General features: G+C 70.9%; 20 protein-coding genes and 1 riboswitch. Of the genes, 16 read left to right on the top strand and 4 right to left on the bottom strand.

Annotated features, from left to right (window positions below):
* Positions 1 to 9 precede the first annotated feature (9 nt).
* From hutU to A9977_RS29635, 9 genes are all read left to right on the top strand, one after another.
* Positions 10 to 1,722, top strand: a complete 1,713-nt coding sequence (hutU, locus tag A9977_RS29675; RefSeq protein WP_183028402.1) for a urocanate hydratase — start codon at positions 10 to 12, stop codon at positions 1,720 to 1,722.
* A gap of 17 nt (positions 1,723 to 1,739) precedes the next feature.
* On the top strand, positions 1,740 to 2,315 hold the full coding sequence (locus A9977_RS29670; RefSeq protein ID WP_183028717.1) for a HutD family protein: 576 nt from the start codon (positions 1,740 to 1,742) through the stop codon (positions 2,313 to 2,315).
* A gap of 2 nt (positions 2,316 to 2,317) precedes the next feature.
* The gene (gene hutI, locus A9977_RS29665) at positions 2,318 to 3,532 is read left to right on the top strand and encodes an imidazolonepropionase (RefSeq protein ID WP_183028401.1); all 1,215 of its coding nucleotides are present in this window, start codon (positions 2,318 to 2,320) and stop codon (positions 3,530 to 3,532) included.
* Between the two features lie 358 nt (positions 3,533 to 3,890).
* Positions 3,891 to 5,276 carry a formimidoylglutamate deiminase gene (locus tag A9977_RS29660; RefSeq protein WP_183028400.1) on the top strand — a complete coding sequence of 462 codons (1,386 nt, stop codon included), beginning with the start codon at positions 3,891 to 3,893 and terminating at the stop codon, positions 5,274 to 5,276.
* A complete protein-coding gene (gene hutG, locus A9977_RS29655; RefSeq protein WP_183028399.1) occupies positions 5,273 to 6,094 on the top strand; it encodes an N-formylglutamate deformylase in 822 nt (273 codons plus the stop codon). Before A9977_RS29660 ends, hutG begins: the two co-directional genes overlap by 4 nt.
* Positions 6,087 to 7,481 (top strand): FAD-binding oxidoreductase, encoded by a 1,395-nt coding sequence (locus tag A9977_RS29650; protein ID WP_405054718.1) that lies wholly within the window; start codon positions 6,087 to 6,089, stop codon positions 7,479 to 7,481. Before hutG ends, A9977_RS29650 begins: the two co-directional genes overlap by 8 nt.
* Entirely contained in the window at positions 7,478 to 8,596 is a 1,119-nt protein-coding gene (locus tag A9977_RS29645; RefSeq protein ID WP_183028397.1) for a histidinol-phosphate transaminase, read from the top strand. Before A9977_RS29650 ends, A9977_RS29645 begins: the two co-directional genes overlap by 4 nt.
* Positions 8,597 to 8,618: 22 nt before the next feature.
* Positions 8,619 to 9,653 carry a homocysteine S-methyltransferase family protein gene (locus A9977_RS29640; RefSeq protein ID WP_183028396.1) on the top strand — a complete coding sequence of 345 codons (1,035 nt, stop codon included), beginning with the start codon at positions 8,619 to 8,621 and terminating at the stop codon, positions 9,651 to 9,653.
* A gap of 90 nt (positions 9,654 to 9,743) precedes the next feature.
* Positions 9,744 to 10,541, top strand: a complete 798-nt coding sequence (locus A9977_RS29635; RefSeq protein WP_259652211.1) for an SH3 domain-containing protein — start codon at positions 9,744 to 9,746, stop codon at positions 10,539 to 10,541.
* Here A9977_RS29635 and A9977_RS29630 read toward each other — a convergent pair.
* Positions 10,538 to 11,440: a LysR family transcriptional regulator gene (locus A9977_RS29630; protein WP_183028395.1), complete on the bottom strand. Its 903-nt coding sequence runs from the start codon at positions 11,438 to 11,440 to the stop codon at positions 10,538 to 10,540. The genes A9977_RS29635 and A9977_RS29630 overlap by 4 nt on opposite strands.
* A 102-nt stretch (positions 11,441 to 11,542) precedes the next feature.
* Between A9977_RS29630 and A9977_RS29625 the strand changes: the two genes are divergently transcribed.
* The 4 genes from A9977_RS29625 to A9977_RS29610 all read left to right on the top strand — a co-directional run bounded on the left by A9977_RS29625 (position 11,543) and on the right by A9977_RS29610 (position 18,250).
* Positions 11,543 to 11,989, top strand: coding sequence for a PACE efflux transporter (locus A9977_RS29625; RefSeq protein ID WP_183028394.1), 447 nt, complete (start codon positions 11,543 to 11,545; stop codon positions 11,987 to 11,989).
* Between the two features lie 54 nt (positions 11,990 to 12,043).
* A complete protein-coding gene (dinG, locus tag A9977_RS29620; RefSeq protein WP_183028393.1) occupies positions 12,044 to 14,251 on the top strand; it encodes an ATP-dependent DNA helicase DinG in 2,208 nt (735 codons plus the stop codon).
* A 335-nt stretch (positions 14,252 to 14,586) separates the two neighbouring features.
* Positions 14,587 to 14,663: riboswitch (S-adenosyl-L-homocysteine riboswitch) on the top strand.
* A gap of 23 nt (positions 14,664 to 14,686) precedes the next feature.
* Positions 14,687 to 17,449: a methionine synthase gene (metH, locus tag A9977_RS29615; RefSeq protein WP_183028392.1), complete on the top strand. Its 2,763-nt coding sequence runs from the start codon at positions 14,687 to 14,689 to the stop codon at positions 17,447 to 17,449.
* A 108-nt stretch (positions 17,450 to 17,557) separates the two neighbouring features.
* Positions 17,558 to 18,250: a glycine zipper 2TM domain-containing protein gene (locus A9977_RS29610; RefSeq protein ID WP_183028391.1), complete on the top strand. Its 693-nt coding sequence runs from the start codon at positions 17,558 to 17,560 to the stop codon at positions 18,248 to 18,250.
* A 10-nt stretch (positions 18,251 to 18,260) separates the two neighbouring features.
* Here the strand turns inward: A9977_RS29610 and A9977_RS29605 are convergent, their stop codons facing one another.
* Entirely contained in the window at positions 18,261 to 19,229 is a 969-nt protein-coding gene (locus tag A9977_RS29605; protein ID WP_183028390.1) for a LysR family transcriptional regulator, read from the bottom strand.
* Positions 19,230 to 19,338: 109 nt separating this feature from the next.
* On the opposite strand from A9977_RS29605, the gene A9977_RS29600 reads away from it, so the two are divergent.
* Complete coding sequence (locus A9977_RS29600; protein ID WP_183028389.1) at positions 19,339 to 20,208, top strand: oxidoreductase; 870 nt, start codon at positions 19,339 to 19,341, stop codon at positions 20,206 to 20,208.
* On the opposite strand, the gene A9977_RS29595 is transcribed toward A9977_RS29600, so the two are convergent.
* A complete protein-coding gene (locus tag A9977_RS29595) occupies positions 20,193 to 21,107 on the bottom strand; it encodes a LysR family transcriptional regulator (RefSeq protein ID WP_183028388.1) in 915 nt (304 codons plus the stop codon). The genes A9977_RS29600 and A9977_RS29595 overlap by 16 nt on opposite strands.
* A 146-nt stretch (positions 21,108 to 21,253) precedes the next feature.
* Between A9977_RS29595 and A9977_RS29590 the strand changes: the two genes are divergently transcribed.
* Entirely contained in the window at positions 21,254 to 22,780 is a 1,527-nt protein-coding gene (locus tag A9977_RS29590) for an MFS transporter (protein ID WP_183028387.1), read from the top strand.
* Between the two features lie 55 nt (positions 22,781 to 22,835).
* On the opposite strand, the gene A9977_RS29585 is transcribed toward A9977_RS29590, so the two are convergent.
* Positions 22,836 to 23,582: a sterol desaturase family protein gene (locus A9977_RS29585; protein ID WP_183028386.1), complete on the bottom strand. Its 747-nt coding sequence runs from the start codon at positions 23,580 to 23,582 to the stop codon at positions 22,836 to 22,838.
* Between the two features lie 291 nt (positions 23,583 to 23,873).
* Between A9977_RS29585 and A9977_RS29580 the strand changes: the two genes are divergently transcribed.
* Positions 23,874 to 24,165: zinc ribbon domain-containing protein (locus A9977_RS29580; RefSeq protein WP_183028385.1), on the top strand; the 292-nt coding region annotated here is incomplete at its 3' end.

Below are 24,165 nucleotides of genomic sequence, written 5' to 3'. Positions count from 1 at the left end.
AACCGATCCATGAACGCACCTGAAAAACTCACCGCCGACCCGCGCCACGACCCGACCCGCGTGATCCGCGCGCCGCGCGGCAGCACGCTGACCTGCAAGAGCTGGCTCACCGAAGCGCCGTTCCGCATGCTGCAGAACAACCTCGACGCCGAAGTCGCCGAGCGCCCGCAAGACCTGGTGGTGTACGGCGGCATCGGCCGCGCCGCGCGCAACTGGGAGTGCTATGACCAGATCCTCGCCTCGTTGAAGGAACTCGAGGACGACGAATCGCTGCTCGTGCAGTCGGGCAAGCCGGTCGGCGTGTTCAAGACCCACGCCAACGCACCGCGCGTGCTGATCGCCAACTCGAACCTCGTGCCCAAGTGGGCGACCTGGGAGAAGTTCAACGAGCTCGACCGCGCGGGCCTGTTCATGTACGGCCAGATGACGGCCGGCAGCTGGATCTACATCGGCGCGCAGGGCATCGTGCAGGGCACCTTCGAGACTTTTGTCGAAGCCGGCCGCCAGCACTATGGCAACGACCTGTCGGGCAAGTGGATCCTCACCGCCGGCCTGGGCGGCATGGGCGGCGCGCAGCCCCTGGCCGGCGTGTTGGCCGGCGCCTGCGTGCTGGCCATCGAATGCCAGCAGTCGAGCATCGACTTCCGCCTGCGCACGCGCTATGTCGACAAGCAGGCCAAGGACCTCGACGACGCGCTCGCATTGATCGCGCACCACACGGCGAAGAAGGAAGCCGTGTCGATCGCGCTCCTGGGCAATGCGGCCGAGATCGTGCCCGAGCTCGCACGCCGCGCCAAGGCCGGCACCGCCATCAAGCCCGACCTGGTGACCGACCAGACCTCGGCCCACGACCTGATCCACGGCTACCTGCCCGCGGGCTGGAGCGTGCCGCAGTGGCAGGCCGCGATGAAGGATGCGTCGCAGCACGCGGCGCTCACGGCCGCCGCCGCCAAGTCCTGCGTGGTGCACGTGCAGGGCATGCTCGACTTCCAGGCCATGGGCGTGCCCACGGTCGACTACGGCAACAACATCCGACAGGTCGCGTTCGACGAAGGCGTGGCCAACGCCTTCGACTTCCCCGGCTTCGTGCCCGCCTACATCCGACCGCTGTTCTGCGAAGGCAAGGGCCCGTTCCGCTGGGTCGCGCTCTCGGGCGACCCGGAGGACATCTACAAGACCGACGCCAAGATCAAGGAGCTGTTCCCCGAGAACAAGCACACGCACCGTTGGCTCGACATGGCACGCGAGCGCATCGCCTTCCAGGGCCTGCCCGCACGGATCTGCTGGCTGGGCCTGGGCGAGCGCCACATCGCGGGCCTGGCCTTCAATGAGATGGTCCGGACCGGCGAGCTCAAGGCGCCGATCGTGATCGGCCGCGACCACCTCGACACCGGCTCGGTCGCGAGCCCGAACCGCGAGACCGAATCGATGAAGGACGGCACCGATGCGGTCAGCGACTGGCCGCTGCTCAACGCGCTGCTCAACACCGCGGGCGGCGCGACCTGGGTCAGCCTGCACCACGGCGGCGGCGTCGGCATGGGCTATTCGCAGCACGCGGGCATGGTGATCGTGTGCGACGGCACCGAGGCCGCGGCCAAGCGCATCGGCAACGTGCTCTGGAACGATCCGGCCAGCGGGGTGATGCGCCATGCGGACGCTGGCTATGACATCGCCGTAGCGACCGCGAAGAAGCACGCGCTCAAGCTGCCGATGGTCAAGTAGGGCGCGCCGCCATGCCCATGCAACGCTTCTCGCGCGCGCAACTCCAGCCCACACCATGGAAGAACGGCGGCGGCAGCACGCACGAGATCGCGAGCTGGCCGCCGGGCGCCGGCTTCGAAGCCTTCGACTGGCGCGTGAGCATCGCGACCATCGCCGCCGGCGGTCCGTTCTCGGTGTTCGCGGGCGTGGACCGCACGATCATGCTGCTCGAGGGCGATGGTGTGCGCCTGCATGCCGCCGACAGCGGCCTCGACCACCGGCTCGACACGCCCTTTGCGCCTTTCGCTTTCAGCGGCGACATCGCACTCGATTGCGCGCTGCTCGGCGGCACATCGAACGACTTCAACGTGATGAGCCGGCGTGCGCGTTGCGAGGCCGAGGTGCGCGTGCTGGCCGATGCGCAATCGCTGCCCGTTGCATCGGGCGGGCTGCTGATGAGCCTGCGCGGCCGATGGCAGGCGGGCGATCAGGCACTGGCCGTCGGCGAGGGGCTCTGGTGGGCCGATGCCGTGATGGCGTGGACACTGACACCCCTCGACGACGACGCACGCCTCGTGGACGTGCGCTTTCAGACGAAGCTCCAGGAGACGTGACGATGAATGCCTTCGATGTCTCGCCCTCGGCCGACGGCCTCTGGACCGATCTGCGGCTGGCGTCCGATGCCAGCGTGCAGGCCGCGATCGTGGTGGCACAGGGAACGGTCCGGTGGTTCGGCCCGCGTGCCGACCTGCCCGCGACATTCGCATCGCTGCCAGTGCACCACGGCGGCGATGCGTTGGTCACGCCGGGCCTCGTCGATTGCCACACGCACCTGGTCTACGGTGGCCAGCGCGCCAACGAGTTCGCGATGCGGCTCGCGGGTGCGAGCTACGAGGAAGTGGCCAGGGCGGGAGGCGGCATCGTCTCCAGCGTGCGCGCGACGCGCGAGGCCAGTGAGGACGAACTGTTCGCGAGCGCATCGCACCGGCTGCAATCGCTGCTGGCCGAAGGCGTGTGCGCGATCGAGGTCAAGTCGGGCTATGGACTGGCGCTGGCGCACGAACGCAAGCAGCTGCGCGTGGCGCGCCGCCTGGCCGAAGCACACTGCGTGACGGTGCGCACCACCTTCCTCGGTGCGCATGCCTTGCCGCCCGAGTACGCAGGGCGAAACGGCGACTACATCGACCTCGTGTGCCATGAGATGTTGCCGGCACTGGCCGCCGAAGGCCTGGTCGATGCGGTCGACGTGTTCTGCGAGCGCATCGCGTTCTCGCTGGAAGAAACCGAGCGCGTGTTCCAGGCGGCCAAGGCCCTGGGCCTGCCGGTCAAGCTCCATGCCGAGCAGCTGTCGGACATGGGCGGTGCTGCATTGGCCGCGCGCTACGGCGCGCTGTCGTGCGACCACATCGAACACCTCTCGCAGGCCGGCATCGACGCGATGCGCGAAGCGGGCACCGTGGCGGTGCTGTTGCCCGGCGCGTTTTACACGCTGCGCGACACCATGGTGCCGCCGATCGCCGCGTTGCGCGCGGCCGGCGTGCCGATGGCCGTCTCGACCGACCACAACCCCGGCACCTCGCCCGTGCTGAGCCTGCTGCTGATGGTCAACATGGCCTGCACGCTGTTCCGCCTGACGGTGCCCGAAGCCATCGCGGGCGTCACGGTGCACGCGGCGCGTGCCTTGGGCCTGCAGAAAACGCATGGCGCGATCGCCGTCGGCATGCCGGCGAACTTCGTGCTGTGGGACCTGAAGGAGGCCGCGGAACTGGCCTACTGGTTCGGGCAACGGCCGGTGCGCGGCGTGGTGCGGCAGGGGAGGGTGGTGCTGTGATCGTCGGCTGTGGGCAAAGCGCCCGGCAGGCTGTACGGCCAGTTCGACCCCACTGCACCGGCCCTTCGGGCTCCCTTGCGGTGCTCGCCTTTCGCGGGGTCTCGCTCGAACTCGCTTCGCTCAGACAATCGCGAGCCCTGATCCGCGAAAGGCTGCGCTCCTCAGCGGCGCAGAGGGGATCGCCCGACCCGCACTGCCTGCCGAGCTTGGGTTTGTCTTGCGCCCTCTCCCTCTGGGAGAGGGCGGGGGTGAGGGCGTCAGCCTTGCACGACGCGCAACCGATCTACAGCCCATGCCCTCACCCTGCCCTCTCCCAGAGAGAGAGGGGAAAGAAGGACGCCCTTCTCCAACGACACCCATGACCCATTCCCTCATCGCAGCACATGCCCTGCTCCCCACCGGCTGGGCCCGCAACGTCCGCCTGGCCTGGAACGACCAGGGCCGACTGACCCACGTCGAGCCCGACACCGACGCCGCGCCCACGACTCAGGGCCCGCTGATCCCCGGCACCCCCAACCTGCATTCGCACGCCTTCCAGCGCGGCATCGCGGGCCTCACCGAGTTCCGTGGGGCCGAGGCCAGCGACAGCTTCTGGAGCTGGCGCACGCTGATGTACCGCTTCGCGCTGCGGCTCGACCCGGCGCAACTCGAGGCGATCGCGCTCGGGCTCTATGTCGAGATGCTCGAAGCCGGCTACACGTCGGTGTGCGAGTTCCACTACGTGCACCACCAGGGCGACGGCCGGCCCTATGCCGACGATGCCGAACTCGCCCATGCGCTGATGCGCGCCGCGCAACGCGCGGGCATCGGCCTCACCTTGCTGCCGGTGCTCTACCAGACCAGCGGCTTCGGCGCCAAGCCGCCCAACGATGGGCAGCGGCGTTTCATCCGTTCGACCGAGTCGATGCTGCGCCTGCTCGAAAAGCTCAAGCCGCTGTGCGATGCCCAGGGCGCGCGCCTCGGCCTGGCGCCGCACTCGCTGCGCGCAGTGCCGCCCGATGCGCTGCGTGAGGCGCTGGCCGGGCTCGACGCCATCGACGCCACTGCGCCCGTGCACATCCACATCGCCGAACAGACGCAGGAGGTGGACGACTGCGTCGCCTGGAGCGGGCAGCGTCCGGTCGCCTGGCTGCTCGACCATGCGCCGGTCGACGCGCGCTGGTGCCTGGTGCACGCCACCCACATGGACGCCGACGAGTACCGCCGCGCGGCCGCCAGCGGTGCCGTCGCGGGCCTGTGCCCGACCACCGAGGCCAACCTCGGCGACGGCATTTTCGACCTGCCCGCCTGGCGCGCCGCGGATGGCGTGTGGGGCGTCGGCTCCGACAGCCACATCTGTGTCAACGCGGCCGAAGAACTGCTGATGCTCGAGTACAGCCAGCGCCTGGCCACGCGCCGGCGCAACGTCGCGGCCGAAGCGGCGCAGCCGAACGTGGCCACCGCCATGACGCTGGCCGCCGTGCAGGGCGGGGCGCGCGCCTCGGGCCGTGCGCTGGGCGGCCTCGCGGTCGGGCAGCAGGCCGACTTCAGCGTGCTCGACGCGGCGCACCCCGCGCTCGCGGGCCTCGATGCGCCCACCATGCTCTCGTCGCACGTCTTCGCGAGCCACCGCAGCAACGCCATCGATGCGGTCTGGGTCGCGGGCCGCCCGCGCGTGCAGGCCGGCCGCCATCCGCTGCACGACAGCGCCACCGCCGGCTTCGCCGCCGCGCGCCGCCAATTGCTTCAGGAGGACCAGCCATGAGCTTCCACACCACCGAATCCGCCTTCCGCTTCCGCCAGGGCACGCGCCCCTTGCTGATCTCGATGCCGCATGTCGGCACGCACGTGCCGCCCGCGCTGGCCGCGCGCTTCACCGACGAGGCGCGCCAGGTGCCCGACACCGACTGGCACCTCGAACGCCTCTACGACTTCGCCGATGCGCTCGGCGCCTCGGTGCTGGTCGCCACGCACTCGCGCTACGTGATCGACCTCAACCGCGCGCCCGACGGCGCCAGCCTCTACCCGGGCCAGAGCGTCACCGGCCTGTGCCCGGTCGACACCTTCGACGACACGCCGATCTATGCGAGCGCCGACGACGGGCCCGACGAGGCCGAGATCGCCGCGCGCCGCGACGCCATCTGGCACCCGTACCACGCCAAGCTCGGCGAGGAGCTGGCGCGCATCAAGGCGCGGCACGGCATCGCCGCGCTGTGGGATGCGCATTCGATCCGCTCGGTGCTGCCGCGCTTCTTCGAGGGCAAGCTGCCCGACCTGAACCTGGGCACCGGCAAGGGCACGAGCTGCGACCCCGCGCTCGCGCAGACGCTGCGCGGCATCGCCGAGAACGCGCCCGGCTACACCGGCGTGCTCAACGGCCGCTTCACCGGCGGCTACATCACGCGCCATCATGGCCAGCCCGCGCAGAACGTGCATGCGGTGCAGCTGGAGATGACGCAGTCGAGCTACATGCAGGAGGCGCTGCCCTTCGACTACCTGCCCGAGGTCGCTGTCGGTGTGCAGCCGCATGTGCGGCGCATGCTGGAGGCCGTGCTGGCCTTCGTCGAGACGCCGCGTGGCTGAGTTCGTGGCCTTCATCGACGCGCTGGTCGCCGCGGCCGGCGCCGACGCGGTGCAGACCGGCGAGGCGATTCCCGCGCGCCACCACACCGACTGGAGCGGCGCCGCGCCGGTGCAGCCGCTGGCGCTGGTGCGCCCGCGCAGCACCGAGCAGGTCGCGGCCGTGCTGCGCGTGTGCAGCGCGCACCGCGTGCCCGTCGTGCCGCAAGGCGGCCTCACGGGCCTGGCCGGTGCAGCCGTGCCGAACGCCGACGCGATCGCGCTGTCGCTCGACCGCATGCACGCGATCGAGGCCGTCGACACGGCCGCGTCCACGGTCACGGTGCAGGCCGGTGCCACGCTGCAGGCGGTGCAGGAAGCGGCCGCCGCGCACGGCCTGCAGTTCGGCGTCGACCTCGGCGCGCGCGGCTCCTGCCAGATCGGCGGCAACCTCGCGACCAATGCCGGCGGCAACGGCGTGCTGCAGTTCGGGATGATGCGCGAGCAGACCCTGGGCCTGGAGGTGGTGCTGGCCGACGGCACGCTGCTGCCGATGCTGCGGCCGATGATCAAGAACAACACCGGCTACGACCTCAAGCAGTTCTTCATCGGCGCCGAAGGCACGCTGGGCGTGATCACGCGCGCGGTGCTGCGCCTGCATCCGGCTCCTCGCGCCAGGGCCACGGTGCTGGCGGCGCTCGCCGGCTTCGACGAGGCGCTGGCCTTGCTGCGCCGTCTGCAGGTGCGCTTCCCGGGTGCGGTCGCGGCCTTCGAGCTGATGTGGCGCGACTTCGTGGCCGCGTCGCTGCAATGGCAGTCGCTGCGCGAGCCCTTCGATGCGACGCACGCCTTCGCCGCATTGGTCGACGTGACGGGCGCGGACGAAGAAAGCCTGCGCACGGCCCTCGAGGAAGTGCTGGGCGAATCGATGGAAGCCGGCGAGGCGCGCGATGCGGTCGTCGCGCAATCGCAGGCGCAGGCCCGCGCGCTGTGGAAGATCCGCGAGGCCACGGCCGAGCTGCCGGCGAACATGCACCCGCCGATCAACTTCGACGTGAGCCTGCCGATGGCCGGGATCGGCCGCTTCGCCGAAGCCTGCCGGGCCGCGCTCGACGCGCGCTGGCCCGCCAACGTGTCGCTGTTCTTCGGCCACGTGGGCGACAGCAACCTGCACATCTCCACCGATGCCAGCACCGTCGACGGCGACGAAGCCGGCGTCGAGCGCATCGTCTACGAACAGGTCGCCGCCTGCGGCGGCAGCGTGTCGGCCGAGCACGGCATCGGCACGCACAAGAAGCCCTGGCTGGGCGCCAGCCGCACACCGGCCGAGCTGGCCGCGATGCGCGCCATCAAGCAGGCGCTCGATCCCCTCCACCTCCTCAACCCCGGCAAGGTCTTCGATCTCCGATGAACGCTCCCGCCCTCCATGCCTTCGCGCGGCCCGAAGTGCCGCCGCTGCCGGTCTACAACGCCGGCCTGTCTTCCGCTGCGGTGCGTGCGCGCTACGGCGTGGCCGACATCGCGCGCCTCGCGAGCAACGAGAACCCCTTCGGCGCGAGCCCGGCGGTCGGGCTGGCGCTGGCGGGTCTGGCCGTGCAGGTCGGCAGCTACCCGGACGCGAACTGCACCGCGTTGCGCGCGGCCCTCGCGCAGCGGCTCGGCTGCACGCCCGAGGCCATCGTGGTCGGCAACGGCTCCGAGGACATCCTGCAGATGCTGTGCCAGGCCTTCCTCTCGCCCGGCGAGCGCGTGCTCACGCAGCGCCCGGCCTTCGGCTTGCACGAGATCTACCCGAAGATGATGGGCGCCGAGGTCGAGCTGCTGGCGCTCACGCCATCGCTCGAGTTCGACGTCGACGCCTGGTGCGCGGCGCTGGCGCGCGGCCCGAAGATCGCCTTCATCGCCAACCCCTCGAACCCGGTCGGTTGCATGTTCGACACCGGCGACTTCGTGCGCCTGCTCGATGCGGCGCCGCCGAACACGCTGTTGGTGATCGACGAGGCCTACGTGGAATATGCGCGCCTCGCGCCGGGCTATCCCGACGTGCTGGCGCTGCTGCGCGGCCGCGCGCAGCCCTGGATCGTGCTGCGCACCTTCTCCAAGGCCTGGGGCCTGGCGGGCCTGCGCGTGGGCTACGGCATCGCGTCGGACCCGGCGCTGGTGCAGCTGCTCGACCGCGTGCGCACGCCCTTCAACGTCAACCAGGCGGCGCAGGTCGCGGCGCTGGCGGCCTGGGGCGACGAAGCCTTCATGGCGCAGGCAGTGGCCCAGACCGTGCAGCGGCGCGAAGTCCTGGCCGAGCAACTGCGCGCCTTGAAACTGCCGGGTCTTCGCATCGCACCCTCGGCCACCAACTTCCTGTTCCTCGACCTGGGCCGGCCCAACGGCCCGGTGAACGAGGCGCTGCTGGCGCAGGGCGTGATCGTCAAGCCGTGGAAGGACCCGGGCTTCGAGACCTTCCTCCGGGTCTCGATCGGCACGCCCGAGGAGAACGCGCGCTTTCTCGCCGTGCTGCAAGCTCTTTAGCCGCTTTCTACAATCGGCGGCTATGAAGCCCGTCGTCTATACCCGTGGCCAGGCCTTGCCTGGCATCCTCGCCCAACGCATCGCCATCCTCGATGGCGCCATGGGCACGATGATCCAGCGCTTCAAGCTCACGGAAGCGCAGTACCGCGGCGAGCGCTTCAAGGATTTCGAGCGCGACGTGAAGGGCAACAACGAGTTGCTCTCGCTCACGCGGCCCGACGTGATCTCCGACATCCACGAGGGCTACCTTGCAGCCGGCGCCGACCTGATCGAGACCAACACCTTCGGCGCGACCACCATCGCGCAGGAGGACTACAAGATGGCGCACCTGGCGCGCGAGATGAACCTCGAGTCCGCCAAGCTCGCGCGCGCGGCCTGCGACAAGTTCAGCACGCCCGACAAGCCGCGCTTCGTGGCCGGCGCGCTGGGCCCGACGCCCAAGACCGCGAGCATCAGCCCCGACGTCAACGACCCCGGCGCGCGCAACGTCGACTTCGAGTCGCTGCGCGCGGCGTACTACGAGCAGACCGAGGCGCTGGTCGAGGGCGGGGCCGACGTCATCCTGGTCGAGACCATCTTCGACACGCTCAACGCCAAGGCCGCGCTGTTCGCGGTCGACGAGTACTTCGACAACTCGGGCCACCGGCTGCCACTGCTGATCAGCGGTACCGTGACCGATGCCTCCGGCCGCATCCTCAGCGGCCAGACGGTCACCGCCTTCTGGCACAGCGTGCGCCATGCGCGGCCGCTGGCGGTCGGCCTCAACTGCGCCCTGGGCGCGGCGCTGATGCGGCCCTACATCCAGGAACTGGCGCGCGTGGCTGAGGACACCTTCATCAGCTGCTACCCCAACGCCGGCCTGCCCAACCCGATGAGCGACACCGGCTTCGACGAGACGCCCGACGTCACCTCGCGCCTGCTGCACGAGTTCGCGGCCGACGGCCTGGTGAACATCGTGGGCGGCTGCTGCGGCACCACGCCCGACCACATCGCGGCCATCGGCAAAGCCGTGGCGCCGGTGCCGGGCCGCACGCTGTTCTACCGCGAAGCGGCCTGAGGCCGGTCGCGGCGGGCCGGGCGGTTGGCGCCTCGGCCGATTGACAGGGCTTCGGCGCGGCGCCTACCCTGCACGGGAAGGAATCCCGACATGATGAACAAGCTTGCCTGGCGCTGGATCGGCATCGGCGCGATCGCCCTCTCTCTGCCGCTCGCGGCCGCCGCGCAGCAGGCCTTCACCCGCGGCGCGCTGAACCTGCGCGCCGGCCCCGCGCCCGACTACCCGGTGGTCGCCACGCTGGGCGGCGGCCAGCCGGTCGACGTGATGGGCTGCACCAACGGCTACAGCTGGTGCGACGTGGTGCTGCCCGACGGGCTGCGCGGCTGGGTCTACGCGCCCAGCCTCGACTACGCCTACGAGCAGCAGCGCGTGCCGCTCGCGACCTACGGCGCGGTGATCGGCGTGCCGATCGTGGCCTTCACGCTGGGCAGCTACTGGTCGAACTACTACCGCGACCGGCCCTGGTACGGCGACCGCCGCTGGTGGGGCCAGCGCCCGCCGCCGCCGGTGCAGGGCTGGCGCCCGCCGCCGCCGCCGCGGCCCGAATGGCGGCCCAACCCTTGGCGCCCCGGCGGCCCGGGCGGTCCCGGCCCCGGTTTCCGCCCGCGTCCCGATCCGCGGCCCACGCCCGGCCCGGGTTTCCGGCCGCCGCGCGACGACGGCTTCCGGCCCCGGCCCGATCCGGGCGTGCGCCCGGTGCGACCGCCGGGACCGCGGCCTGAATTCAGGCCCGACCGGCCGCGCCCGCAGCCGCCGCAAGGCGCTGTCCGTCCGGATCGCGGCCCGCGCGAAGGCGGCGGCCGGCCCCAGGGGCCGGGGCGCGGCGGTGAGCACCGTGGCGGGGGCGAGCACCGGGGCGGCGGCGGCGAGGGCCGCCACGGGCGCTAAGCCTTCTCCTCGCCACCTTTGTCGCGCGCGATCAGCGCGACGAAGCGCTGCGCGCCCAGCCCCAGCGGCCGCTCGCGCGACCACACCACGTCGACCCACAGGTCCAGCCCGTTGCTCAGGTTCTCGAACGGGATCTCCAGCAGCGCGCCGGCCGCCACGTGCGGCTTGGCGAAGTTGCGCGGCAGCCAGCCCCAACCCAGGCCGGCGGTGATCAGGCTCAGCGCAGCCAGTGCGTTGTCGGTGCGCCAGACATGGCGGCCGAAGACGAAGCGCGGGTCGCTGGTCGCGAGGTCGCGGCCGGCCACCACGATCTGCCGCGTGTTGTGCAGGTGCTCCTCGCGCAGCCGCCCGCCGGCCGCGGCCAGCGCCGGATGGTCGGGTGCCATCACCGCCACCATGGTGTCGCTCGCCACCTCCTGGAAACCTTCGCGGCCGTCGAGGCTGGGCCGCTCGAACACCAGCGCGAGCTGGGCCCGTCCGGCATGCAGCAGCGCCAGCGCATCGGCCTGAGGCGCCGCCAGCACCTCCACTTCCAGCAGCGGGTATTCCTGCGCCAGGGCGGCCAGCGCGCCGCTCCATGGGGCCGCCAGCAGCTCGGGCGCGATGGCCAGCGTCAGCCGGTTCTCCAGACCCTGTGTCAGGGCCAGCGCCTGCACCTCCAACTGCTTGAACTGCGCGGCCAGCAAGCGGGCCTGCGGTTCCAGCGAGCGCGCCGCCGCGGTCGGTTTGGGTTCGCGGCCGCTGCGGTCGAACAGGGGCAGGTCGAGTTCGGCTTCCAGCCCGGCGATCGCCATGCTGACGGCCGAGGGCACCCGGCCCAGCGAGCGCGCGGCGGCCGAGAAGGAGCCGTGGTCGAGCACCGCGAGGAAGACCTGCAGGTTGTCGGAGGAAAAAGCCATGGGCGGCCGATCTGTCAATTGAATTGATAGAAGATGACTTTATATATCAGCAAGAGACACATAAAGTCCAGACCTGTTCACCGTTTCTATTCGAGGTTTCTCATGCAAGGGCTCAAGCGCCGCGTCGTCTACATCACCCTCTACGAAGGCATCGCCATCGTGGCGGCCAGCATCGGCCTGGCCCTGATGTCGGGCCAGGGCCTGGCGCATTCGAGCGTGCTGTCGGTCATCGCCTCGGCCATCGCGGTGTGCTGGAACCTGACGTTCAACTGGCTGTTCGAGCGCTGGGAGTCGCGCCAGGCCGTGCGCGGCCGCAGCCTGCGCCGCCGCATCGCCCATGCCATCGGCTTCGAGGGCGGCCTGATCGCCTTCCTGGTGCCGGCCATCGCCTGGTGGCTGGACATCAGCCTCTGGGCCGCGCTGGTGATGGACCTGGGCCTGGTGGTCTTCTTCCTGGTCTACACCTTCGTCTTCAACTGGGCCTTCGACGCCATCTTCGGCCTGCCGGCCTCGGCCGTCGACCCCAAGGGCGCGCCGCAACCGGCCTGAGGCTGCCGGAACGGCCCGCCGCGCCGAAGCGCGCGGGTCGTGCACACTCGCTGCATGTCTTCTTTGGAATGGGCCGCGTCCGCCCTGCAGGCGTTCGATGCGGTGGTCCAGGCCAGCGAGGGTTTTCGTGGCCGCGAAGGCCAGCGGCGCATGGCCGAGCAGGTGGCGAACACGCTGGGCGCCGCCACGCTGGGCAAGGTCGATGACGAGGAGGCGGCCCCGCCGGTGCGCGCCATCGCGGTGATCCAGGCCGGCACCGGCGTCGGCAAGTCGCTGGCCTACTGCGCACCGGCCATCGCGCTCGCGCTGGCGCGCAACACCCGCGTCGTGATCTCCACCGCCACCGTGGCGCTGCAGGAGCAACTGGTCCACAAGGACCTGCCCGCGCTGGCGGCGCTGCTGCCGCAGCCCTTCCGCTTCGCGCTGGCCAAGGGCCGGGGCCGCTACGTGTGCCAGCAGAAGCTCGAGCGCCTGACCGGCATGGCCGGCGAACTGGACGAGGAAGACGAGGAGGAGGGCGGCTACGACCTGTTCGCCGACGAACAGGCCAGCGAAGCCGCGGCCCGCGCCACCCGCCCGGCGCACGAGGTCGAGGCGCGGCTCAAGTTCTACTCCGGCATCGCGCACACCCTGTCGACCGGTGCCTGGGACGGCGACCGCGACACGCTGGACACGCCCCCCGCCGCCGAGGCCTGGCTGCCGATGGCGGCCGATGCCGCCTCGTGCAGCGGCAAGCACTGCCCCTCGTTCAGCCAGTGCGTCTACTACGAGCGCCGCAAGGCGCTGGTCGGCGCGCAGGTCATCGTGGTCAACCATGACCTGCTGCTCGCCTCGCTGGGCAACCGGCAGCTGCCCGAACTCGACAACTCGCTGCTGGTGCTCGACGAGGCCCATCACCTGCCCGCCACCGCGCTGGCCCAGTTCGGCTGCCGCATGGACCTGGGCCAGCACGCCTGGGCCGAGCGGCTGGCCCGGCGGGCGGTGCGCGTGGGCGTGCGCTTCGAGGTGACCGAGGTGGCCGACATCCCGACCCATGCGGCGCAGATGCGCCAGGCGCTGCAGGACACCGAGCGGCTGGTGATGGACCTGTACGGCGACACCCTGCGCGCCGGCCTCGACGGCCCGGCCGCGCGCGGCCCCGCGCGGGCCCGGCTGCCGCTGGGCGCGCTGCCCGAGGTGCTGCAGGGCCCGCTGGGCCGGGTGGCGCATCACGCCTCGGGCTTCCTGGAGGCGCTGCGCGTGATCGCCAACGCCCTGCGCGCCGAGATGCGCGAGCAGCCCGCCATGGCGCGCAAGCTGTCGGCGATGTATGCCCAGCTCGGCGCGCTGGCGCCGCGCCTGGAGCAGATGCTCGACACCGCCCAACTGCTGCTGCGCGACGCCGCGCCCGACGCGGTGCCGGCCGCCAAGTGGTTCACGCTCGAGGTCTACGGCGACCGCGAGGTGCTGCAGGCGCACGCGAGCCCGCTGCTGCCGGGCGCCACGCTGCGCCACCAGCTCTGGAACAAGGTGCGCGGCGCGGTGCTGACCTCGGCCACGCTGACGAGTTGCGGGCGCTTCGATTTCTTTTTGCGCGAATCGGGCCTGCACGGCGACGAGGCCGCGACCACGCTGGAGGTGCCCAGCCCCTTCGACTACGCGGCGCAGGGCCGGCTGATCGCGGTCGAGACCCGGGCCGACCCGCGTGACGCCGCCGGCTACGTCGCCGAGATGGTGCAGGCCCTGGTGCGCGACCTGGCCGAGGTGCGGCACGGCGCGCTGGTGCTGTTCACCTCGCGCGAGCAGCTGCGGCTGGCGGTCGAGGCGCTGCCCGCGGCGCTGCGCCCGCGCGTGCTGCTGCAGACGGCCCTGCCGCGCCAGCAGCTGCTGGCCACGCACCGCCACCGCGTGGGCGAGGGCCTGCCCTCGGTCATCTTCGGCATGCAGTCCTTCGGGGAAGGGCTGGACCTGCCGGGCAAGCTGTGCGAATCGGTGTTCATCGCCAAGTTGCCCTTCGCGCCGCCCGACGACCCGGTGGGCGAGGCGCGCGCCGAATGGCTGCGCACCGTGGGCCGCGACCCCTTCACCGAGCTGGTGGTGCCCGCCACCGCGATCCGCCTGGCGCAATGGGTGGGCCGCGCGATCCGCAGCGAGGACGACCGGGCCAGCGTCTACTGCTACGACCGCCGGCTGGTGCGCACCTCCTACGGGCAACGGCTGCTGCAGGGGCTGCCGCCGTTTGCGTTGACGACGGTGCGAGCCGGGGAGCCTGCAGCGGCTTGAGGTGTTTCTCCCTCTCCCTCTGGGAGAGGGAAAAGAAGAGTGCACCACGCGCGCGTCCACGTCGGTGGGCGGCATGCCTTTGGGCGGCTGTCGAGCCTGCGGCGAGCACCGCAGCGGCGGGCGGATCAGGGCCGCGCATGTTTGAGCGCAGCGAGTTTGCGCGGACCCCGCCCGGCGCGAGGAGCAGCAGCGAAGTCCGAAGGACCGCAGGCGTCTGCCGCCCAAAGGCATGCCGTCCGCCGACGCCCCTCGCCCGATGCACCCCCTGAACACCGCCCACACCTTGGCAAGCCCCTCATCCGCCTCCCAACACGAATCCCGCCTAAAATCCCCACCCCCGAGGAGCGTTGCAGCGGCCGGCTTCACAGCCCCGCCAGGCTCGGGTCTGTCCCCGCAACGACGCTCACCTGAACCTTGTGCATCCAGGTGAGTTCCATGTCCGCTCCTTCCCCGTCCGCCGCTGCCGCCGAAACCGTTCCCCCGATGAAGCTGTCGGGCCTCGAGCCCGTGCTGATCGGCGACGGCACGCTGTTCGTCAACATCGGCGAGCGCACCAACGTCACCGGTTCCAAGGCCTTCGCGCGGATGATCCTCAACGGCCAGTTCGAGGAGGCCCTGGCGGTCGCGCGCCAGCAGGTCGAGAACGGCGCGCAGGTGATCGACATCAACATGGACGAGGCCATGCTCGACAGCAAGGCCGCGATGGTGCGCTTCCTCAACCTGATCGCCTCGGAGCCCGACATCGCGCGCGTGCCGATCATGGTCGACAGCTCCAAGTGGGAAGTGATCGAGGCCGGCCTGCGCTGCATCCAGGGCAAGGGCATCGTGAACTCGATCAGCATGAAGGAGGGCGAGGACCAGTTCCGCCACCATGCCAAGCTGCTGCGCCGCTACGGCGCCGCCGCGGTCGTGATGGCCTTCGACGAGAAGGGCCAGGCCGACACCTACGAACGCAAGATCGAGATCTGCGAGCGCGCCTACCGCATCCTGGTCGACGAGATCGACTTCCCGGCCGAGGACATCATCTTCGACCCCAACATCTTCGCGGTCGCCACCGGCATCGAGGAACACAACAACTACGCGGTCGACTTCATCGAGGCCACGCGCTGGATCAAGCAGAACCTGCCCGGCGCCAAGGTGTCGGGCGGGGTGTCGAACGTGAGCTTCAGCTTCCGCGGCAACGACCCGGTGCGCGAAGCCATCCACACCGTGTTCCTGTACCACGCGATCAAGGCCGGCATGGACATGGGCATCGTCAACGCCGGCATGGTCGGCGTCTACGACGACCTCGAGCCGGTGCTGCGCGAGCGCGTGGAGGACGTGATCCTCAACCGCCGCCCCGACGCCGGCGAGCGCCTGGTCGAAGTCGCCGAGACCGCCAAGAGCGGCGCCAAGGACGAGAGCAAGCGCAACGACTGGCGCGGCACGCCCGAGGCGCCGGTCACGGTCGGCGCGCGCCTGAGCCATGCGCTGGTGCACGGCATCACCGACTTCATCGTCGAGGACACCGAGGAGGCCTACCGCGAGATCCTGGCCAAGGGCGGCCGCCCGCTGCACGTGATCGAAGGCCCGCTGATGGACGGCATGAACGTGGTCGGCGACCTGTTCGGCGCCGGCAAGATGTTCCTGCCGCAGGTGGTGAAGTCGGCCCGCGTGATGAAGCAGGCCGTGGCCCACCTGCTGCCCTACATCGAGGAAGAGAAGCTGCGCGACGAAGCAGCCGGCCGCGACGTGCGCACCAAGGGCAAGATCATCATCGCGACGGTCAAGGGCGACGTGCACGACATCGGCAAGAACATCGTCACCGTCGTGCTCCAGTGCAACAACTTCGAAGTCGTGAACATGGGCGTGATGGTCCCGTGCCACGAGATCCTGGCGCGCGCCAAGGTCGAGGGCGCGGACATCGTGGGCCTGTCGGGCCTGATCACGCCCAGCCTGGAAGAGATGCAGTACGTGGCAGGCGAGATGCAGCGCGACGACCATTTCCGCATCAAGAAGATCCCGCTGATGATCGGCGGCGCCACCACCAGCCGCGTGCACACCGCGGTGAAGATCGCGCCGCACTACGAAGGCCCGGTCGTCTACGTGCCCGACGCCTCGCGCAGCGTGAGCGTGGCGCAGTCGCTGCTGTCCGACCAGGCGTCGAAGTACATCGACGAGCTCAACGCCGACTACGACAAGGTGCGCCACCAGCACGCCAACAAGAAGCAGGTGCCGCTGTGGCCGCTGGCCAAGGTGCGGGCCAACAAGACGCCGATCGACTGGTCGCACTACACGCCGCCCGTGCCCAAGTTCATCGGCCGCCGCGTGTTCAAGAACTACGACCTGACCGAACTCGCCAAGTACATCGACTGGGGCCCCTTCTTCCAGACCTGGGACCTGGCCGGGGCCTTCCCCGCGATCCTGAAGGACGAGATCGTCGGCACCGAAGCCGTGCGCGTCTATGCAGACGGACAGCGCATGCTGAAGCGCCTCATCGAAGGCCGCTGGCTCAGCGCGAGCGGCATCGTCGGCTTCTGGCCGGCCAACACCGTCAACGACGACGATATCGAGCTCTACACCGACGAGACGCGCAGCGAAGTCGCACTCACCTGGTACGGCATGCGCCAGCAGACCGAGAAGCAGGTGATCGACGGCGTGATGCGCCCCAGCCGCTGCCTGGCCGACTTCGTCGCGCCCAAGGAGAGCGGCCTGAAGGACTACGTGGGCATGTTCGCCGTCACCGCGGGCCTGGGCGTGGAGAAGAAGGAGAAGTACTTCGTCGACGACCTCGACGACTACTCGGCCATCATGCTCAAGGCCCTGGCCGACCGGCTGGCCGAGGCCTTCGCCGAATCGCTGCACCACCGCGTGCGCACCGACCTCTGGGGCTATGCGGCCGACGAAGCGCTGAGCAACGAGGACATGATCGCCGAGAAGTACCGCGGCATCCGCCCCGCGCCCGGCTACCCGGCCTGCCCGGACCACAGCGTCAAGCGCGCGATGTTCGAGGTGATGCAGTGCGCCGACATCGGCATGACGCTGACCGAGAGCCTGGCGATGACGCCGGCCGCCAGCGTGAGCGGCTTCCAGCTGAGCCATCCGCAGGCGGTCTACTTCAACGTCGGCAAGATCGGCCACGACCAGCTGGCCGACCAGGCCGCGCGCCGCGGCCAGCCCGAGAGCGAACTCGAGCGCCTGCTCGCGCCCAATCTCTGAGCCCTGTTCCGACGGGGCTTGCAAGCGCCGGCTGACGCGCCGCGCGCGCGGATGCGTCCATGCTGGCGCTGTCGCGCCGTTGGCGGCGCGCAGCAAAGGACACGCGCGATGGACAGCTTTTCTTCCTCCCCATCGGTGCCGGAAACAGCGCCGCGTTCCAGCGCGCCCAAGGCGCTCTGGGGCGTGATCGGCGCCCTGGCCGTCGCCGTCGCCGCGCTTGGCGGCACGCTGCTCTACCAGCAGGGCGGACGCAATGCCGGCGCCCCGCCGACGGCCGCCACACAGCCGCTGCATGCGCCGGACGACGGCACCCCGCCCCCGTCACCGCTCGCCGCGGTACCGCCGGCGGCCGTCACCGCACCGGCGCCCGTCCAGGCGCCGGCACCGGCCGCGCAGGTCGCGCCGCCGGCGGCCGTGGCCGGCAACGGCGCGCCCGCCGCGCGTCCCGCCGCGCCGGCCTGCAGCGTGTGCGGCCGGGTCGAATCGGTGCAGGTCGTGAAGCGCGCGGCACCGGCCACCGGCGTGGGTGCCGTGGCTGGCGGCGTGCTGGGCGGCGTGGTCGGCAACCAGTTCGGCCATGGCGGCGGACGCACCGCCGCCACGGTGATCGGCGCGGTCGGCGGCGGCTATGCGGGCAACGAGATCGAGAAGCGCACCCGCACCGAGACCTTCTACCAGGTGCGCGTGCGCATGGACAACGGCGCGCTGCGCACGGTCGAGACGCGTACCGCGCCGCCCATCGGCAAGCCGGTCACGCTCAAGGGCCAGGTGCTGCGGCCGGCCGACGGGCGCATGGGATAAGGGACCCCGCTCAGCGCGCCGCCGACGGCTTGCGCCGCCGCGGCGCCTTCGCCAGGTCGCGCGGCGTGAGCACGAAGTCCTCGTTGTCGCCCAGCATCTCCGCCGCGAGGTCGATGAAGGCCCGCACCCGCGCCGGCTGCGCCACCCGGCTGCCGTAGTAGACGTACAGCCCCAGGTGCTCGGTGACGTGGTCGGTCAGCAGCGGCAGCAGCTGGCCCGAGCGGATCAGCGGCACCGCGGTCGCGCCCACCAGCTGCCCGATCGCTTCCCCGGCCACCACGGCCTGGGCCTCGAGGTCGATGTCGTTGGTGCAGAACACCGGTGCCAGATCACGTGACACGATCTCCTCGCCGACCTTGAATTCCCAGGGCATCACCTTGCCCGTGGCCGGGTGCCTGAAGCCGCTGCAGCGGTGCCTGGCCAGGTCGTCGATGTGCGTGGGCGTGCCGAAGCGCGCGAGATAGGCCGGCGCGGCGCACACCACCAGCTGCACCGGCATGAGGCGGCGCGCGATCAGCCCGTCCTGGGGCGCGCTGCCCACGCGAAAGCCGATGTCGACCCGCTCCTCGACCCAGTTGCCGACCCGGTCGTCGAGCTGCACGTCGGGCTCGATCCGCGGATGTCGGCGGCAGAAGGCCTCGAGCACCGGCCACAGGATGCGCAGCATGGTCGCGCGCGGCGCCACGATGCGCAGCGGCCCGGCGATCTCCTCGCGCCCGCGGCGCGCGCCCTGCAGCGCCCGTTGCAAGGTGCTCAGGCCGGGCTGCGCGGCCTCGAGGAACTGGCTGCATTCCTCGGTCAGGCTCAGCTTGCGCGTGGTGCGGTGGAACAGCCGCACGCCCAGGTGCGATTCGAGCTGCGCCAGCGCCTGGCTCGCGGCCTGCGGCGTGATCGCCTGCGCGGCAGCGGCCTGGCGCAGGCTGCCCAGCTCGGCGGCCTGGATGAAGGTGGAGATCGCGCGCAGTTCGTTGAAGGCCATAGCTGGATTATCACGATTGTCTTGTGAATGAAGCCAAGGAATGTGGGCTATTCGGATGCGGATCGGGAACCTACATTGGCCTCATCGCAACCTTCCTGAAAGACCCGACATGACCGCCACCCCTGCTTCCATCCCCGCCGGATTCCCGCGCGTCTGGCTGATCACCGGCGCCTCGCGCGGCCTGGGCGCCCGCATGGCCGAAGCCGCGCTCGCCCATGGCGATGCCGTGGTCGCCACGGCGCGCGACGCGGCCTCCATCGCCCAGCGTTTCGGCGAGCATCCGGCGCTTTTGGGCGTGTCGCTCGACGTCACCGACGAGGCGCAGATCGCGCAGGCCGTCGAGGCCGCGCTGGCGCGCTTCGGCCGCATCGACGTGCTGGTCAACAACGCCGGCTTCGGCCTGCTGGGCGCGGTCGAGGAGGCCACGGCCGACGAGGTGCGCAAGCTCTACGAGACCAACGTGTTCGGCCTGCTGAACGTCACGCGCGCCGTGCTGCCCGCGATGCGCGCGCGGCGCAGCGGCCACATCCTCAACCTGTCCTCGGTCGGCGGCCAGCGCTCGGGCCCGGGCTTCGGCATCTACTGCTCGACCAAGTTCGCGGTCGAGGGGCTCAACGAGGCGCTGCACCACGAGCTCGCGCCGCTGGGCATCCACGTCACTGCGGTCGAGCCCGGCTATTTCCGCACCGAGTTCCTGGAAAGCACCTCGCTCACCGTGTCGCCGCGCCTGATCGCCGACTACGAAGGCACGGCGGGCCAGGTGCGCGCGGCCGCGCGCGCGATCAGCCTGAACCAGCCGGGCGATCCGCAGAAGCTGGCGCAGGCCGTGCTGGCGCTGGTCGCCTCGCCGACGCCGCCGATGCGCCTGCCGCTGGGCACCGACACGCTCCAGGCCATCGGCGAGAAGATCGCCTACCTCGAGCGCGAGACCGCCGAATGGGCCGAGGTGGCGGCTTCGACCGACTACGCGCCGGCCTGAGCCGGCCGGGCGGGCGCATCGGCCTCATTGAACAGCCGCTCGCACGCGAAGTCGACGAAGGCCCGCACCTTGGGCGACAGCTGCCGGCTCGATGCCCAGAGCGCCGAGAACTGGCCCTGGCGCACCACGTGCGCGCCCAGCACGCACTGCAGCTCGCCGCGGCCCAGCGCATCGCGCGCCAGGAAGTCGGGCATGTAGGCCACGCCCAGGCCGGCCACCGCGGCGCCGAGCATGGCCTCCATATTGTTGGTCGCCAGGCACAGCGGCAGCTGCGCGGGCAGGCCGGCCAGGTCCCATTCCTCGATCCGGCCGTCGGTCACGAACTTGTAGCGCAGGCAGAAGTGCTGCGCCAGATCGGCCGGCGTCCGCGGCACGCCGACGCGCGCCAGGTAGGCGGGCGAGGCCACCAGCACGAAGTTGAAGGGGCCGAGCCGGCGCGCCACCAGGCCGGAGTCGACCAGCTCGCCGCTGCGGATCGCCACGTCGACGTTCTCGGCGATCACGTCGACCAGCCGGTCGTTGAAGTCGAGGTCGAGCTCGATGTCGGGATAGCGGGCCTTGAACTCCGGCAGCACCGGCAGCAGGAAGCGGTAGCCGATGGTCGGCAGGCTCACGCGCAGGTGGCCGCGCGGCGTGGCGACCGCGTCCTGCATCATCGCGCGCGCATCGTCGAGCTCGTCGAGGATGCGGCGGCAGCGTTCATGGAACAGCGCGCCTTCGGTCGTGAGCCGCACCTGGCGTGTGGTGCGGTGGAACAGGCGCAGGCCCAGCTGCGCCTCGAGCCGCGCCACGTTCTTGCCCACGGCCGAGGCCGAGATGCCCAGCTGCCGGCCGGCGCCCGCGAAGCTCAGCAGGTCGGCCGCCCGCACGAAGGATTCGAGTCCGCTGAAGCTGTCCATGGGGGTGAGGAGATTGGCAACCTGAGGTTGGGGGTGTGAGGAATCGGGCGGCTATTTTCATTGCATTGAATCCTTTCTATCTTCTCCCCACGCCCCGCCTGGGCGTTTCGATGCCCTCATTCCGTCTCCGCGTGAAAGCCTCTGCGATGTCTTCCCCGTCTTCTTCCCCGGCCTCCAGGGCCTGGCTGCTGGCCGCCGTCTGCCTCGCGGCACTGGGCATGCCGCTGAGCTTCACCGGCCCGGCCGTCGTGCTGCCCGCCATCCATGCCGCGCTGGGCGGCAGTCCGGTGCAGCTCAACTGGGTCACCAACGCCTTCATGCTGAGCTTCGGCGCCACCTTGCTGGCGGCCGGCGCGCTGGCCGATGCCTTCGGGCGCAAGCGGGTCTTCCTGCTGGGGCTGGCGGTGGTGGCGCTCAGCTGTTCGATGCTGACCTGGGCGCCGGGCATCGTGGCCTTCGACCTGGTGCGTGCGCTGCAGGGGCTGGGTTCGGCGGCCGGCTTCGCGGCCGGCACGGCCGCGCTGGCGCAGGTGTTCGACGGGCCGGCGCGCACGCGCGCCTTCAGCCTGATCGGCACCTCCTTCGGCGTCGGGCTGTCCTGCGGTTCGATCCTCTCGGGCTGGCTGGCCCAGAGCTTCGGCTGGCAGGCCGTGATGCTGAGCCCGGGGGCGGTCAGCCTGCTGGCGCTGTACATCGCCGCGCCCGGCATGCGCGAGTCGCGCAACCCGCAGGCCCAAGGCCTGGACCTGCCGGGCGCGCTGAGCTTCACCGCCGCGCTGAGCCTGCTCACCCTGGGCGTGCTGCAGGCGCCCGACAGCGGCTGGGGCAGCCCGTGGGTGCTCGGTGCGCTGGCCGCTGCGGCGCTGATGGGCGCGGTGTTCGTCGCCATCGAGCGGCGCGTCGCGCACCCGATGCTCGACCTGTCGCTGTTCCGCTTCCCGCGTTTCGTCGGCGTGCAGCTGCTGGCCGCGGCACCGGCCTATGGCTTCGTGGTGCTGCTGGTGCTGCTGCCCTTGCGCTTCATTGGGCTCGAAGGACGCAGCGCGCTGGAGGCGGGGGGCTTCATGTTCGCGCTGTCGGGGCCGATCCTGGTGGTGCCGACGCTGGCGGCCTGGCTCGCGCAGCGCCATCCGGCCGGCCTGCTGTCGGCGCTGGGCCTGCTGATGTGTGCGGCCGGCCTGTTCTGGCTCAGCCGCTGCGCGCCGGGCACGCCGCTGCCCGGCATGGTGGGGCCGCTGCTGCTGATCGGCGCGGGCATCGGCCTGCCCTGGGGCCTGATGGACGGCCTGGCGGTGAGCGTGGTGCCGCGCGAGCGCGCCGGCATGGCCTCGGGCATCTTCAACACCGTGCGCGTGGCCGGCGAGGGCATCGCGCTGGCGCTGGTCGGCGCGGGGCTGACGGCGCTGGTGGCGCGGCAGTTGGGCCTCACGGGCCACGGCGCGCTGGCCGCCTCGCAGGCTGCGCAACGCGTGACCACCGGTGACCTGTCGCAGGCCTTGGCGCTGCTGCCGGGCCTGGGTCGAAGCGCGCTGCTGCAGGCCTACGGCGCAGCCTTCTCGACGCTGCTGTGCGTGCTGGCGGCGGTGACCGTGCTGACGGCCCTGGCCGTGTTCGCCTTCCTGCGGGACCGCAAGCAACCGGCGGCGGCGGTGGCCTCGGCGTCCATCGCCTGAGCCCGTTCGGGGTCCAGGGGCCGAATCGCGCGCGGCACAAGGAACCGTGCCGCGCTCAGAGTCCGATCGTCAGACGGGCCAGAGGGACCTTTTCGGCCACGCCGAATTCGAGCGTCGGTGCGTCGATCTCCTTGGGCGAGCGGAAGGTGCCGAACATCCTGTCCCACACGGACAACAGCACGCCGAAGTTGCGCTGGTAGTGTGCCGGCTGCTTGCTGTGGTGGATCTCATGGCTGCGCGGCGTGACGATCAGCCATTCGAGCGCGCCCAGCTGCCAACGCACGTTCATGTGCATCCAGGAGTTCGTCACGGCGCTCATGACGAACAGGCCGCTCGCAATCCACCAGGGCGAGACGTCGATCAAGGGGCTGGCAAAGATGTAGGGCAGGTTGAACAGCGTCTGCTGCAGGATCGAACCGCGGGTGCCGGACAGCCAGTACACGCGGTCCGGCATGTGATGCCAGCGGTGCACCCGCCAGAGCCAGGGGAGGTGGACCAGCCGGTGCATCCAGTAGGCGCCGAAATCGGCCACCACCAGGTACAGCAGCAGCCGCGGCCACAGCGGCCATTCGCCCAGCAAGGCGGGCCAGGGTCCGCGCAGGCCGATCCACCGATTGAGGAAATGCGCCGCCTGGGCCACGACGGCGACATAGAACAGGGCGGCGAGCACGTCGCGCAGCACGATGGCGCGCCGTGGCATGGGCCGCGCCCCCCAACGCAGCTCCACGAAGCCGAAGCCCAGAACCAGGCCGCTGAACAGGATCCCGTAGAACAGGAACGGGTTGGTAACGAATATCGACACAACCGACACCCCGCTTGGTGATGAGTTTCTGTGCAATCGACCGCGGAAAATGGCCCACGACATTCACGCGCGGCAGTGGCCTCGGCCGCACCACAGGCGCATCGCAACGTCCGTGCCATTTGTCGATGAACCGGCGGTCGGGCAGCCCTCGCGGCGAGCGATCTTAGCCGCAGGGGGCGCAGGAGGCCATGGCCCGACGGGCACGGCGGCCGTGCATCGCCGGACCGCGGCAACATGTGGAAACCTGCTGCCGGCACTCCCGGCGGGCGCTTTCGTGCAAAGTGCAGTGCTATGTCCAACCCCACGTCCTCGACGACCGTGTGCGCGGCCTGCGGCCGGGTCAACCCTGCGAACGCCCGCTTCTGCGTGGCGTGCGCCGCCCGGCTGGGCGCCGAGCCCTCGATCGGCGACGCCGCTGCGCCTGCGCCGCCCGACGGCCCGCTCGATGCCTCGCACGTCGTGCCGTCGCGGCCGGCCGCGCTGGAGGCATCGGCCGGGGCCGACACCGGCACGGTCTGGCTCCAGCGCCTCGTCGGCGGCCTGGTGATCCTGCTCGGCCTCATGGGCTGGGCGCTCTACATGC

The organism is Variovorax sp. UMC13 (assembly GCF_014170375.1).
GTDB lineage: Bacteria > Pseudomonadota > Gammaproteobacteria > Burkholderiales > Burkholderiaceae_C > Variovorax.
The sequence above is the reverse complement of the archived record's forward strand: the minus strand, read 5'-3'. Positions and strand labels throughout refer to the sequence as shown.